The 13,549-nt window shown below is 60.0% G+C and carries 13 protein-coding genes and 2 pseudogenes; 8 read left to right on the forward strand and 7 right to left on the reverse strand.

Going from position 1 to position 13,549, the window contains the following annotated elements; translation table 11 throughout:
* The first annotated feature begins 12 nt into the window (after window positions 1–12).
* Genes J2T09_RS04545 through J2T09_RS04560 form a run of 4 tightly spaced genes read left to right on the forward strand, consistent with a single transcriptional unit; the run spans window position 13 to window position 1,482 of the window.
* Window positions 13–492, forward strand: coding sequence for a carboxymuconolactone decarboxylase family protein (locus J2T09_RS04545; protein ID WP_306831543.1), 480 nt, complete (start codon window positions 13–15; stop codon window positions 490–492).
* Window positions 489–851 carry an Atu4866 domain-containing protein gene (locus J2T09_RS04550; RefSeq protein ID WP_306831545.1) on the forward strand — a complete coding sequence of 121 codons (363 nt, stop codon included), beginning with the start codon at window positions 489–491 and terminating at the stop codon, window positions 849–851. The genes J2T09_RS04545 and J2T09_RS04550 overlap by 4 nt, the downstream gene beginning before the upstream one ends.
* A gap of 56 nt (window positions 852–907) precedes the next feature.
* The gene (locus tag J2T09_RS04555; RefSeq protein ID WP_306831546.1) at window positions 908–1,192 is read left to right on the forward strand and encodes a CopG family ribbon-helix-helix protein; all 285 of its coding nucleotides are present in this window, start codon (window positions 908–910) and stop codon (window positions 1,190–1,192) included.
* Complete coding sequence (locus J2T09_RS04560; RefSeq protein ID WP_306831548.1) at window positions 1,189–1,482, forward strand: type II toxin-antitoxin system RelE/ParE family toxin; 294 nt, start codon at window positions 1,189–1,191, stop codon at window positions 1,480–1,482. Before J2T09_RS04555 ends, J2T09_RS04560 begins: the two co-directional genes overlap by 4 nt.
* Before the next feature lie 20 nt (window positions 1,483–1,502).
* Here J2T09_RS04560 and J2T09_RS04565 read toward each other — a convergent pair whose 3' ends face one another.
* From J2T09_RS04565 to J2T09_RS04575, 3 genes are all read right to left on the reverse strand, one after another.
* On the reverse strand, window positions 1,503–2,162 hold the full coding sequence (locus tag J2T09_RS04565; RefSeq protein WP_306831550.1) for an aminotransferase class IV family protein: 660 nt from the start codon (window positions 2,160–2,162) through the stop codon (window positions 1,503–1,505).
* The gene (locus tag J2T09_RS04570; RefSeq protein WP_306831553.1) at window positions 2,111–3,268 is read right to left on the reverse strand and encodes an aminodeoxychorismate synthase component I; all 1,158 of its coding nucleotides are present in this window, start codon (window positions 3,266–3,268) and stop codon (window positions 2,111–2,113) included. The genes J2T09_RS04565 and J2T09_RS04570 overlap by 52 nt, the downstream gene beginning before the upstream one ends.
* Before the next feature lie 419 nt (window positions 3,269–3,687).
* Complete coding sequence (locus J2T09_RS04575; protein ID WP_306831555.1) at window positions 3,688–5,562, reverse strand: M3 family oligoendopeptidase; 1,875 nt, start codon at window positions 5,560–5,562, stop codon at window positions 3,688–3,690.
* Between the two features lie 198 nt (window positions 5,563–5,760).
* Here J2T09_RS04575 and J2T09_RS04580 point away from each other — a divergent pair.
* From J2T09_RS04580 to J2T09_RS04585, 3 genes and pseudogenes are all read left to right on the forward strand, one after another.
* Window positions 5,761–6,952: pseudogene (locus tag J2T09_RS04580) on the forward strand (sigma-54-dependent transcriptional regulator); the annotation flags it as partial.
* A gap of 161 nt (window positions 6,953–7,113) precedes the next feature.
* Window positions 7,114–7,296 (forward strand): annotated as a pseudogene (locus J2T09_RS27565) (helix-turn-helix domain-containing protein); the annotation flags it as partial.
* 248 nt (window positions 7,297–7,544) lie between these two features.
* Entirely contained in the window at window positions 7,545–9,380 is a 1,836-nt protein-coding gene (locus J2T09_RS04585; protein ID WP_306831559.1) for a DUF882 domain-containing protein, read from the forward strand.
* Between the two features lie 310 nt (window positions 9,381–9,690).
* Here J2T09_RS04585 and J2T09_RS04590 read toward each other — a convergent pair whose 3' ends face one another.
* Window positions 9,691–10,911, reverse strand: a complete 1,221-nt coding sequence (locus J2T09_RS04590; RefSeq protein ID WP_306831561.1) for an NnrS family protein — start codon at window positions 10,909–10,911, stop codon at window positions 9,691–9,693.
* Window positions 10,912–11,096: 185 nt separating this feature from the next.
* On the opposite strand from J2T09_RS04590, the gene J2T09_RS04595 reads away from it, so the two are divergent.
* A complete protein-coding gene (locus tag J2T09_RS04595) occupies window positions 11,097–11,747 on the forward strand; it encodes a Crp/Fnr family transcriptional regulator (protein WP_373458375.1) in 651 nt (216 codons plus the stop codon).
* 75 nt (window positions 11,748–11,822) lie between these two features.
* Here the strand turns inward: J2T09_RS04595 and J2T09_RS04600 are convergent, their stop codons facing one another.
* The 3 genes from J2T09_RS04600 to J2T09_RS04610 all read right to left on the reverse strand — a co-directional run bounded on the left by J2T09_RS04600 (window position 11,823) and on the right by J2T09_RS04610 (window position 13,324).
* Window positions 11,823–12,101 (reverse strand): DUF2312 domain-containing protein, encoded by a 279-nt coding sequence (locus J2T09_RS04600; protein WP_139677141.1) that lies wholly within the window; start codon window positions 12,099–12,101, stop codon window positions 11,823–11,825.
* 88 nt (window positions 12,102–12,189) lie between these two features.
* Window positions 12,190–12,498, reverse strand: a complete 309-nt coding sequence (locus J2T09_RS04605) for a DUF1244 domain-containing protein (protein WP_306831691.1) — start codon at window positions 12,496–12,498, stop codon at window positions 12,190–12,192.
* 31 nt (window positions 12,499–12,529) lie between these two features.
* Window positions 12,530–13,324 carry an N-formylglutamate amidohydrolase gene (locus tag J2T09_RS04610; protein WP_306831568.1) on the reverse strand — a complete coding sequence of 265 codons (795 nt, stop codon included), beginning with the start codon at window positions 13,322–13,324 and terminating at the stop codon, window positions 12,530–12,532.
* Between the last annotated feature and the right edge of the window lie 225 nt (window positions 13,325–13,549).

The raw sequence follows: 13,549 nt of genomic DNA on the forward strand, positions 1-13,549 counted from the left end.
AGGAGTTTCAAGATGTTTCAACAGATCCGATCCCATATCGCCGTCGCAGGTGCGGTGGCGGCCCTCGGCTTCCTGCCAGAACCGGTGGTCGCGCAGACCACCGAGGAGCGCAAGGAGCGCGGCGCTGCCGTCATCCGCCATCTCAACAACGGCATGACGCAGCCCAATCTGGAAGGCATGCGCCGCGAGTTTCCCTTTCTCGCCGAAGCGACCGAAGCCTATGCGCTGGGCGATGTCTGGTCTCGCACCGGTCTCGATGACCGGACACGCCAGCTCGCCGCCGTCGCCGCCTTTGCAGCAATCGGGGAGACGGCCTTCATGAAGATCCATGCCGGATATGCGCTCAACAAGGGCGTTTCGGAAGAGGAACTCAAGGAGGTCATCTACATGGTGACCGTACCGGCCGGTTTTCCGAAGGCGATCGCGGCCTCGCAGGTCCTGTCGCAGCTTTTCGAGGAACGTCGTTCAAACACCGAGGAGACAAAGCCATGAGCAATCCCCTGTTTGTCGCCGCCAGCCTCATTCTTATCGCCAGCGCGTCCGTTGGCGCGGTGGTCCATCTTGCCAAAGCAGAAGACACTATGAATACCAATGCCCAAACAGCAACCCAGACCCATCCTTACGTGGGCATGTGGGTGACGGAAGACGGCCGCATCCGCCACGAGCTTCTGCCCAACAACCGCTATGACGAGGCACGCGGCACCCGCGAAAGCGCCTATCAGGGCCGTTATGAAGTGACCGGCACGCATATCGAATATTGGGACGATACCGGTTTCACCGCCGATGGCGATTTTGTGAGCAACGATGTGCTGCACCATGGCGGCATGGTGTTTTACCGGCGAAAGCCATAGTTTTCGCGCCTCTCGTTTCGTGGTAGAGATGCCGCAAACGAGAGGCGTGTTTGCTGATGACGTCCCACATCATGTCGCTTCAGATTTCTGAAGAGATGAAAACCAGATTGGATGAGTTGTCGGCTGCAACACAGCGGCCGGCAAATGTTCTCGTTGAAGATGCGCTGGCAGCCTATCTGGATGAACGTGAAAACGAGCGGCTTTATCTGCAGGCAGCTGTGGATCGCGCCGATGACGGTGACTTCGTTTCGCATGCCGCTGTCGAAAAATGGCTTCGATCCTGGGGGACGCCGGATGAACTGCCACCGCCTGAGCCGGATATTTTAAAGACACGCCGATGACGGTGATATGGGCAAGAGAGGCGATCGTCGATCTTGCCCGCATTCGCGCTCATATTGCCGAAGACAATCCCGTCGCCGCCAATCGTATCGCCAAAAGGCTGCTCGATATTTCCGCGTTTTTGGCTGACCAGCCGAATATGGGCGTTGCGACGGCCGTTTCCGATGTCCGCCGTCTTGTCGTGCCTCAATCCGTTTATTCTCTGATCTACCGCCTTGTGGGGGATCAAGTGGAGATCATTGAAGTGTTCGATGGTCGCCGAAAGATGCCGCGAACGCCAGTCGCTCGCTGAGGGATACCGGAAGTGAAGACTCAGCCCACCAGTTCCGCCTTGATCAACCCACGCAGCGAATTACCGACGAAAATCTGTCGGCCCGCCAGATCCGCCTCTTTCACCAGGCCAGATTTGGCGCGGCCTTCGCGGATGAGGTCGGCGCGCAGAATACCGGCGAGAAGACCTGATGAGATCGGCGGCGTTGTCAGCGTGCCGTCTGCCTGTTCGACAAAGATGTTGGTGATCGTGCCTTCGCAGAGTTCGTCGCGTTCGTTGAGCAGCAGAACCTCGTCCACGTCCTCGACCGAATATTCCGCGCGGGCAGCTTCATAAACCTCGCGGCGGGTGGTCTTGTGGCGGTACATCAGGTCGTCGGACGGCATGCGCGTTTCGGCTATCTTGATGCGCCAGATCGTGTCGTCCGAGAGCGGGTTGAAGGCTGAAGTGGTGATGTCGATATTGCCGCGAAACGTCATTTCCAGCCGCACGCGCAAGGGCGCCTCACCTTCGGCCGCAAGCTTCAGGCGCTGCAAGAGATCATCGGGGCCGGAACGGAAACCCAGCGCATCGGCTGAACGCTTCAGGCGGCGCATATGCTGCTCGATGCGGGCAAAACCGGTATCCGGTTCCCAGCGCATGGTTTCGATCAGCGACAGATCGGCTGGCTTCCCGCCGCGAACCTTGCCTTTAGCAGACATTCCTCATACTCCGCCTCTGCCGTGGAATCGAACACGATGCCACCACCCACATTGAAGACCGCATTCCCGTCCCTGAAAAGGGAGATCGTGCGGATGGCCACCGAAAATCGCATCGGCCCCGCCGGATCGCACCAGCCGATCGCGCCGCAATAGGCATCGCGCGGCCCGTCCTCCAGGTCCGACAAAATGCGCATCGCCCACATTTTCGGGGCACCGGTGATCGAACCGCAGGGAAAGAGAGCGGCAAGAATCTCCGGCAGGCCCGTTTCCGGCAACAATTGGGCGCTGATATGGCTGACCATCTGGTGCACGGTCGGATAGGTCTCGATCTCGAACAATTTGGGCACCGACAGTGTTCCCACCTCGGTGATGGCGGAAATATCGTTGCGCAGCAGGTCAACGATCATCCGGTTTTCGGCGAGCGTTTTTTCGTCCGCCAGCATAGCGGCGATGATGGCGCGGTCTTCCGCCTCGCTTTTGCCGCGGGCGGCGGTGCCCTTCATCGGATGTGTTTCGATCATGCGCCCGGTATCGACGGAAAAGAAAAGTTCCGGCGAGCGCGACAGGATGGTCGGGCCGCCAAGATCGATGAGGGCGCCGTAACGCACCGGCTGGCGTTCGATCAGCGACCAGAACAGCGCATTTTCATCACCTTGCCAGCGGGCGGTGATCGGCATGGTGAGATTGGCCTGATAACAGTCGCCGCGTCTGATGTGGTGGTGCAGGCGTTCGAACCGGCTGCGGTAGGTTTCGAAATCCCAGCCGACGTGGAAATCGGAGAGGCTCGCTCTGTCGGTATAGGCTGGCGGTGTAGCCAGCGAATGATCGTTGCCGGCGGGGGCATCGAAAATGCCCATGGCGATCAGTGGCGTTTCCCTGTTGTCCTCGATCAGTGGCCGCAGCTTGGGTTCGAAGATGTGGCCGGCTTCGTAGGAGAGATAACCGGCCAGCCAGAACCCGGCCTGTCTTGCTGCCTCCAGTTTTTTGAGGGCAGGCAGGATTTCTTCGGCGGTGCGGGCAAGGATGATGTCGCGCGGGTTGTCAAAAACCATGCTCTCGCCGGAGCGGTCATCGCGAAAGAGAGCGTAGCGGGCAGGAGCTGCCATGTCTGTCGAAATTCCGGTTGCCCTTTTTTGCCTGCTTTAGCGAATGCCATGCGGCATTGCCACTGGCATGGATGTCGTTCGGTGATGGTTCTGCAAACGGAAGAGGTTTTTGTATGTAGTGGCGCGGCTTGCGCCCAATGATCCCCCTTGAAGCGGAGATGTCACGACGTGGCAGAGTGGGGAGCAACGGTGCGGCATAGACCCTTCTCCCCGTTTTGACGGGGAGAAGGTGCCGGCAGGCGGATGAGGGGCAAGGGCCGCAAACTCAACGCCAGCGGCTGCCCCTCATCTCCTCGCTAACGCTCCGGATCTTCTCCCCGCGCGCGGGGAGAAGAGGCAAGCGGCACCACCTCAATCCCATATGCGAGAACCCTGCTCTTGAGGGGGATATCGGCTTGGAGCACGGCCGTCGCAAATGTTTACGCCTTGTCCAGAGCTTCCAGTTCGTCGATCAGGCTTTCGATCATCGACAGGCCCTTCGACCAGAAGGCCGGGTCGGACGCGTCGAGGCCGAATGGTTTCAGCAGTTCGGAATAATGCTTTGATCCACCGGCTTTCAGCAGGTCAAAATACTTGTCCTGAAAGCCCGGAGCTGCGTTCTGATAAACCGCGTAAAGCGAGTTCACCAGACAGTCGCCGAAGGCGTAGGCGTAGACATAGAAGGGCGAATGGATGAAGTGGGGGATATAGGTCCACCACGTTTCATACCCTTCCGAGATTTTTATCGCCGGACCGAGACTTTCCTCCTGCACCGATAGCCACAATTCACCGATCTGGTCGGCGGTCAGTTCGCCCTCTTTCCGGGCCGTATGCACCTTGCGTTCGAATTCGTAGAAGGCGATCTGGCGCACGACCGTGTTGATCATGTCCTCCACCTTCTGGGCGAGCATGGCCTTGCGTTCTTTTTTGTCCTTCGTCTTTTCCAGAAGCGCGCGGAACGTCAGCATTTCACCGAACACGGAAGCGGTTTCTGCTAAAGTCAGCGGTGTCTGGCACATCAGCGCGCCTTGACCGCCGGCCAGAACCTGATGCACGCCGTGGCCAAGCTCGTGGGCGAGCGTCATCACGTCACGTGGCTTGCCGAGGTAGTTGACCAAAACATACGGGTGCGCCGAAGGCACAACCGGGTGCGCGAAGGCGCCCGGTGCCTTGCCGGGGCGGGCAGGGGCATCGATCCATTGTTCGTCGAAGAAACGGCGGGCGATATCGGCCATTTCGGGAGAGAAGGCGCCGTAGGCGGAGAGGACCGTGTCCTTGGCATCGGCCCATGGAATGACGGCATTCGGGGTTTCCGGCAGCGGCGCGTTGCGGTCCCAAAAATTCATGGTTTCCATGCCGAGCCACTTTGCCTTCATGGCATAATAGCGGTGCGACAGGCGCGGATAGGCATCTTTTACGGCTGCTGCCAGCGCATCGACGGTTTCGCGTTCCACACGATTGGCAAGGTGGCGGCTGTCGGCGATATCGTCGAAACCGCGCCAGCGGTCGGAAATCGCCTTATCCTTGGCCAGCGTATTGGTGATCAGCGTGAAGACGCGCAGATTGTCCTTGAAGGTGGCGGACAGGGCGGCCGCGGCCTTGGCGCGAACCTCCGGGTCCGGCTCCTGCAGCATGTTGAGGGTGATTTCGAGCGACTGCTTTTCGCCATCCACCTCGAAACGCAGGTCGGCCATGGTCTCGTCGAACAGGCGGTTGAAGGCGGCGGCCGAGGTCATCGACTTGTCGAGAAACAACTGTTCCAGCTTGTCTTCCAGCTGGAAAGGCTTGTCTTTCCTGAGATCGACGATCCATGGCTGGTAATGGGCGACGGCCGGATCGCGGGCAATGGCGGCGTCGATGACGGCATCATCGATACGGTTCAGTTCCAGCGCAAAAAAGAGCAGGTGAGAGGAAAGGTCCGTCAGCTTGGCCTGCACGTCACCGTAGAACTTGCCGTTGGCCGGATTGGACGTATCGGAAAAATAGGTCAGGCCGGCATAGGAGCCGATCTTTCCAAAAAGATCGTCGAGTTCGTCATATTCGGCAATCGCCGGACCGAGCCCCTGTGCCCCGGTTTTCTGTGCGGCGTCCGTCAGCTTACCCTTCCACGCGGCTTCGAAATTGCGGGCGCGCTCGGTCGCGCTGTCGAGGTCTGCCTTCAAGGCGGCGCCGTCGCGGCTGTCGTAAAGATCCTCAAGGCGCCATGTCGGGAGGTCGCCGAGTTCCGTTGTCGCGGCGGATGTGGCAGCGCTGTCGGCTGCGACCACGATACCGCGGCGGATATTGATGCCATTCGGTCGAACGTGGGACGTCATCGTGCAGGTTTCCTTCCTGTTAAATCTCTTAAGTGCCGTTTCCGGCCATATACTAAGCAGGTTTCGGGCGTGTTGATCTGTTTTGAGGCCAAGCCGTTAAAATGCAAGCCTTTCTCAAAACGGGATGTTCAAGCCTTTCATGACACAACCTCCTGTATGGGTGCCATTACGGCACTGAACACGATTTCAGGAGCGAGCATGACTGCGCACATTCTTGTCGTGGACGACGATCCGGTACAACGTCGTCTTTTGAAGAACGCCGTGGAGCGTCATGGTCATTCCTGCCATCTGGCCGAAAACGGCCGGATTGCGCTTGAGTTCCTTCGGCGCAACCGCGCGCAGTTCAATGCGGTCGTTCTCGACCTCATGATGCCGGAACTCGATGGCCTTGGTTTCCTCGACGCCGCTAACGAACTGAACCTCAATATTCCGATCATCGTGCAGACCGGGCAGGGCTCGATCGAGACGGTGGTGCAGGCCATGCGCGCCGGTGCCTTCGATTTCGTGGTGAAGCCGGTTTCGCCGGAACGCATCGCGGCTTCGATCGCCAATGCGCTGAAACTGGACCAGAAGGAAACGAAGACCCGCACCGTGCGCAAGGGCCGCACCGGACCGATCGGTTTTGCCGATATCGTGTCGGCCAGCCCCGACATGCTGCGTGTCATCGATCTGGCCGAACGGGCCGCCCATTCCGGCATTCCGGTCGTGCTGGAAGGTGAATCCGGCGTCGGCAAGGAAATGGTGGCGCGCGCCATCCAGAGCGGTTCCGACCGTTCGGGAAAACCGTTCATCACCGTCAATTGCGGCGCCATCCCGCACAATCTGGTCGAAAGCATCCTGTTCGGCCATGAGAAGGGTGCCTTCACCGGCGCGATCGATCGCCATACCGGCAAGTTCGTGGAAGCCGATGGCGGCACGTTGTTCCTCGACGAGATCGGCGACCTGCCGCTCGATGTGCAGGTAAAACTGCTGCGCGCCGTGCAGCAGGGCGAGATCGAGACTGTCGGGTCTTCGAAAACCCAGAAGGTCGACGTGCGTCTGATCTCGGCCACCAACAAGGACCTGATCGAAGAGGTTCGCGCCGGGCGTTTCCGCGAGGATCTGTATTATCGCCTCAATGTCTTCCCGATTACCATTCCGGCGCTGCGCCGCCGCAAGGAAGACATTCCGCATCTCGCCCGCGTGTTCACCGAGCGTTTTTCCGCCGAGCAGAAGCTCGACCGCACGCTGACGCTCAGCGCCGGCGCGCTGGCGCTGCTGACCGCCTATGACTGGCCGGGCAATATCCGCCAGCTGGAAAACTCGATCTTCCGCGCGGTCGTTCTGGCAAGCGGCGACGAACTGACGGAAGAGGATTTTCCGCAGATCGCCGCCCAGCTGCCGGAATTCCGCACGGAAGAACTGCGGGCGATTGCCGTCGAAATGCCGCAGATGGCATCGGCCGGTGCTGGTCGGGCAGACGATACGGTCTCCTACGGCAACGAACGTCTGGACATGGCTTCTCAGCACATGCCGCTGCATGTGCCGGACAATGTCATCGTCAGCACCGACGATACCGGTGACGTTCGCAAACTGGCGGATGTGGAAGAGGAACTGATCCGGTTCGCGCTGAAATTCTACCGCGGCCAGATGAGCCAGGTGGCGCGCAAGCTCGGCATCGGCCGCTCGACCCTTTATCGCAAGCTCAAGGACTACGGTATAGATCCGGACAATCCGCTGCGCGAGGCCGCCTGATCCGCTCGTAAAGCGTGCGAAAAAGGCATCAAGACCAGTTATGGTCCATAGAGGTCGCCGTCCTGGCGATCTTTCCTGTTAATCCTGACGCAAGTCTGGGCTGGTAAAACACTGTCAATCTTTTATAAGTCGATTGTTGACTATAAAAGAATTGCTTGTGGACATGTGGCGGATTTGCCATGGTGTCACCGCATTTCACAGTCATGTGAGGCAGCATTGGCTTTGCTGTCAATCGGACGGGGATAGACTTGCCGTATCAGAATGAAAACACCACGCCCGGAAATGGGACAGGGCGCAGCGGGTTCGCTGCACGTTGCCTGTCGTTTTCCAAGCGCGTTGTCGCCGCAGCCTCGCTTTGCGTGGTTGCGCTGCCATTGATGTCGGCGGTGTCGGCGACCTCTGCGTCTGCCGAGACCCGCAGCCTGAAGCTTTATTACACCCATACGCGCGAAAAGGCGGAGATCGTCTTCAAGCGCAATGGCCGTTTTGACCCCAAGGGTCTGGCGCAGCTCAACCAGTTCCTGCGTGACTGGCGCCGCAACGAGCCGACGAAGATGGACCCGCGTCTTTTCGACCTCGTCTGGGAAGTCTACCGCCGCGTCGGTGCCAAGGATTATATCCACATCGTTTCCGCCTACCGTTCGCCGGCCACCAACGGCATGCTGCGTTCGCGCACCAAGGGTGTCGCCAAGAACAGCCAGCACACTCAGGGCAAGGCGATGGACTTTTTCATCCCCGGCGTGAAACTGTCGACCCTGCGCGCCACCGCCATGCAGTTGCAGGTCGGCGGCGTCGGTTTCTATCCGACCTCCGGTTCGCCCTTCGTGCATCTCGATGTCGGCGGCGTTCGCGCCTGGCCGCGCATGTCGCGTGATGAACTGGCCCGTCTTTTCCCGAAGGGCAACACGATCCATCTTCCGTCCGACGGCAAGCCGCTGCCGGGTTATGATCAGGCTCTGGCCGATTACAAGAAGCGTGTCGGTGCGGATTCGATCGAGATTGCCAGCACGGCAGGATCGGTATCCTCTTCCGCGACCGTGAAGAAAAAGAAGAACCTGCTGGCCATGCTGTTTGGCGGCGGCGACGAGGATGAAGATCCCGATGCCATCTCCACGCCGGCACCGGCAGCGCCGGGCCGTCCTTCTGCGCCGGCAACGGCAGACGAGGGCGAAAGCGCGCCGGTCATGGTTGCTTCCGCGCAGCCGCAGGCGCCGGATATCGATGCACCGGTTCCGCAGTCGCGCCCGGCCTTCCGTCAGGACAACGGCACCAGCCTTGCCAATGCGCTTTATTCGCAAGGCGGCCGCAGTGCTGCTCAGGATGCGCTTCAGGCAGCCCTGCCGGCCCAGCAGAATGGCGAGAATTTTGCCGATCTGCAGCAGTATAACATCCCGGTTCCGACCCTGCTTGGCCCGCGCGGCATGAGGGGCGATGCCGAAAGCAGCACGGTCACGGCCTATGCTGCGGCCATCAACCGGGCCGAAATGAACGGTTCCGCCATGCCGGTCCCGGCGCATCGTCCGGCCTTCTCTGCCGGTCCGATGAATGCATCGCTGCCTGCACCGCAGTCGCAGCAATCGCAGCAGCTGGCCGCCGCAGCACCCGAAGCGGCTCCGAACACGCTCGACGCGCAGGCGCAGCATCTGGCCGCAGGCGGTCAGGTGGCCGAAGGTTCGCAGGCGCTGACGCCGGAACTGGTCGCCGCCCTTGCCAGAAGCGCCGAACATGGCCGCTCGAATGAGGCATCCGTTCCGCTTCCGGGCAAGCGTCCGGTTCAGGTGGCACTTGCCAATCCGTCTTCCGTGAACGGCGCTGCCCGTGTATTCGGTGACGGTTTTGATGCGCCGAAGCCGGTTGCCAAAACGCAGGCCAAGGTCACGCCGGCTGCCAATGCGGCTCCTGCCGACAACGCTTTGACCGGTGACAAGCTGGCCCAGTGGGCGCAGAGCAAGGGCAAGGCGGAAGCTTCGGCAAAGGCGCCGCGTGTCGCTTCGTCCGCGCGTTCGTTCAGCACCGACAACGCCGCCATGAACGACGGTTTCAAACCGGCGCATCCGGTGGCGATCGATCCCGGCCGGTTCTGAGCCGACTCCTCTGAAACAACAAAAGCCCGTGTGGACCGATCCTCACGGGCTTTTTCTTTGCGTGGTGCGCGCGGTTCGGCCCGGGGCTATCGCATGTGGATTGGGAGGGTGCAGCTTGCTCCAAATGATCTCCCCCCTTGGGGGAGATGTCACCGAAAGGTGACAGAGGGGGGGAGCAACGGTGCGGCAGATGTTTCGAAAGCGGCCTTCACACCAGAAACACCCCCTCTGTCCTGCCGGACATCTCCCCCTCAAGGGCGGAGATCGGCTGGGCGCACCGTCCGAGTGCCATATGCGATAGCCCTGCGGTTCAGCCCATCGTCTGGCGGCGAACGCGTATCAGCATCGGGCCGTATTCGATGAGATAAAGCCCGAATGCTGATAGCCAGAGCAGGCCGGCCGACGCATAGATCACGTCGAGATGCGCGGACAGGATGGCGGAGAGCGGGCGGATCAGCGCGCAGAGAAGAATGGCGGCGTAGCAGAGGTTCGTCATTTTCGATGCCGTCAACTGCCGGCCGGTATGGCCGCGTGTGGCGCGGGTCATGACGGCCAGCATCATGCCCGACATCGTGCCGACGGTCAGAACATGCATGGCCGATGCCCGGTCGATCCAGCCGAGTGCGGCAGCAGCGATGGCCATGAAACCAAGCGGCACGAACAGATAGGCGACATGGAGGATGGTCACCAGCGTTTCGCGCGTCGTCGTCCAGCCGCGCCAGCGATAGAGGCGGGCAAATTGTATCGCGGCGGCAATGCCTGCGGCGATAGCTGTGATGCGTCCTTCCGGCGATACGGACCAGATGAGAAGTGCCGCTACCGACGTGAGTATGGTGATCATGTCGAAACGGTCGAAGGGTGTTGGAAACCGCGTCGCGCCCTGTTTGGCCAGCCAGTTGCGGGTAAAGCTCGGGATGATGCGGCCACCGATGACGCAGACGAGGGCGATATAGGCGGAAATGCCGAAGCGCGAGGCGTAATCCGGCGCGCCGATGGCAATGGTTTCGTAGTGAAAACCGAGATTGGCGGCGGTGAGCACACCAACCCCGATCAGCACTTTCAGGTTCTTCCACTGCTTGCCGGCGATGATTTCGCGGGCGCTGATGATGAGGAGTGCGGGCAGGAAGAGCGCATCCAGCATTGCGGCCGGTAATACACCGATCACGTCCGGCGCGAGCATGGCGAGCCGGCCAAGGCACCAGAGCGAAAACAACCCGGCGAGCGGCCAGCCGGAAACGGGCAGGCGGCCCGTCCAGTTGGGAACGGCGGTGAGGAAAAAGCCGGCGAGAATGGCGCTGCCGAAACCGAACAGCATTTCATGCGCGTGCCAGGCGTAAAGCCCGTAAGCGTCAGCGATTTCGATCTGGCCGGTAAGCGCCGTGATCCACAGAACCATGGTGATGCAGGCCCAGATGGCGCCGCCGAGGAAAAACGGTCGAAAGCCGTAGGAAAACAGCACCGGCCCGGTCTGCAGAAGTCCGCGCGGAACGGCGCCGCGTCGGGTGGGAATGCTCTGGTCGATGGGGGACATGGCGAGGCTCCTGAAGATGCTCGCCTGATCTGGCTTGAAAATTTCCGGCTTTCGTTGATGAATCGCAAGCAAAATGAAGATGAGGCAGTTAGTCAGGTCCCAAGGCTTGCAGAGGCGGGTCAATATGGAGGTCGGATGTGAAGCTCGATATCGGTCTGGTCAAACACCTTCCGCTTTTCGCCGACATGGCCGATGGCGATATCGAGGTGATGCTTTCACATGCAGTTTCGCGGCGGATCGCCGTGGGCGATGCGGTGTTCGATCAGGGCTCGCCGGCCTCGCATTTCTTTCTGCTTCTGAATGGCCGGCTGAAGGTGAGCCAGGTTACGCCGCAGGGCGAGCAGGTGATCGTGCGCATGGTCAATCCCGGTGATCTTTTCGGGATCGCCAAGGCTCTGCAGCGAACCGATTACCCTGGCACGGCGCTTTGTGTGTCCGAAGCCGTGGCTCTTTGCTGGCCGATGGATCTGTGGTCGCAGATGATCGAGCAAAATCCGCGGCTGGCCGTCACGGCGATGACGGCGATCGGCCAGCGCCTGCAGGAGGCCCATACGCGCATTCGCGAAATTTCGACCGAGGACGTGGAGCGGCGGGTGGCGCATGCGGTGCTGCGGCTGAGCGAGCAGGCGGGGCGCGAGGAGGGCGATGGTTTGCGCATCGATTTCCCGATCACCCGGCAGGACATTGCGGAGCTGACGGGCACGACGCTTCACACCGTGTCACGCATCCTGAGTGCCTGGGAAGGCAGGGGGCTGGTGACCGGCGGGCGCCAGAAACTGCTGGTGCGCGATGTGGCGAGGTTGAGGGCTCTGGCAGAAAACGAAAAATCGGCCTGAAACGGAAACGGAAAAGGGCGGCCGCGAAAAACGCTGCCGCCCTTTTATGAAAAGTCCGGAGATGAAGGCAGCCGATCAGGCTGCTTCTTCTTCCTCGGTGCCGGCGCCCGGGATCATGCCGAGAGCGGAGAGGTAGGTGTCGAGGATGAGATCCTCTTCCATGCGCTCCTGGTCGTCCTTCTTGCGAAGGGCGATGACCTTTTTCATGATCTTGGTATCGTAGCCCATCGACTTTGCCTCGCCATAGACATCCTTGATGTCGTCGGCGATAGTCTTCTTTTCTTCTTCCAGTCTTTCGATGCGCTCGATAAAGGCGCGGAGTTGGTCGCGGGCGACGCCATGGGCATCAGACATCGGGGCCTCCTAAATAGTCTCGACAATTTTACGGGTGGTGTCACCTGCCGTGAAGTGCGGGCAAGGTCAAGCCAAATCGCGCATGGGCTTACCCGTGGGAGGGCTTGTTGCTCTCGAATGCGGCTTTTTGAGCGTCGGACGCTTCACCCTGATGCAGGTTTTTCCAATCCTCATACGGCATGCCGTAGACGATTTCGCGCGAGGCGTCCTTGGTGAGCATGATGCCCTTTTCCTGCGCCGCGTCGAGATACCAGTTGGACAGGCAGTTACGGCAGAAACCGGCGAGATTCATCATGTCGATATTCTGAACGTCGCTGCGTTCGCGCAGATGGCTCACCAGCCGGCGGAAGGCTGCGGCCTCGAGTTCGGTTTTCTGCTGTTCGGTAAGTTCGCTCATCATGCGATCTCCTTATTCATGTCTGCGTCGTTCAGGCCGGGTAGGGACCGGTGCGCGACGGAAAAATCTTCGTTTCGTGCAATGCCGGATCGGCATTCATTTTCGCAAATATCGGCGCCAGCCGCTCGGCCCATTCGTCCATGCCCCTGTCATCACCGATCAAATCCTGCCGCACTTCCAGAAGCGCATGCGGAATGCCGGGGCGCATGCAATGGCGATACATGGTGTCGTTCTTCAAGGCGCCATCATAAGGCTCGTTGTCACCGATGAACAGGTTCGGGTCGGCGCGCAACATGTCGAGAAGCGGTTGAACGGCGCGGTGATCGCTGTCCCACAGGACGGACGCGTGCCAGGGGCGAGGAATTCCCTTCCAGGTCGGCGTAAAGGAGTGGAGAGACAGAACCAGCGGCGTTTTGCCGCTTTTTTCTGCGGTTTTGACGATCGTCAAATCGACGGCCTGATGATAGGGCCGGTGGAAGCTGTTAAGTCTATGCTCCCATTCGCTGTTTGTGATCGGATGGTTTCCCGGAATGATTGCGCCATCGGAAATGCGCATGATCAGGGTCGGGTCGTCCTCGCCTCTGTTCGGGTCGATCAGCAGTCTTGAGAAACCGCAAAGCACGGCCGGAATGTCGAGCATGGCGGCCAGCCGGCGGGTGAGGCCCTCGATGCCGATGTCATAGGCGATGTGGCGTGCGAAGGTGGCTTCATCGAGACCGAGCGAACCATAACCGGGTGGCAGCCGGTTCATGGCGTGATCTGCGAGCAGCACCATCCCGCCGTCATAATTTCCCTGTAGAATTTCGTAGGAACCGAAGTCCTGCATTGCTGGCTGCCCGACTTACCAATTGTTTGTTTTGTGTGATTTTTAATCGCGAGCTTGATCGCACGCAGATTGCGGATAGGCAAGGCGAAGGCGTCATAAACACAAGGATTCGGCTCTCAAACGGACGCTAAACGATTAGACTTTCGTTTGACTTTCGGTCGTCATCGCGCCAAGACAGTCGCATCTGATTTAGCAGGGGACCCCGCCACACACCGTGTCAAAATC

The sequence above is a fragment of the Neorhizobium huautlense genome (assembly GCF_030811685.1).
Classification (GTDB): Bacteria; Pseudomonadota; Alphaproteobacteria; order Rhizobiales; family Rhizobiaceae; genus Neorhizobium; species Neorhizobium huautlense_A.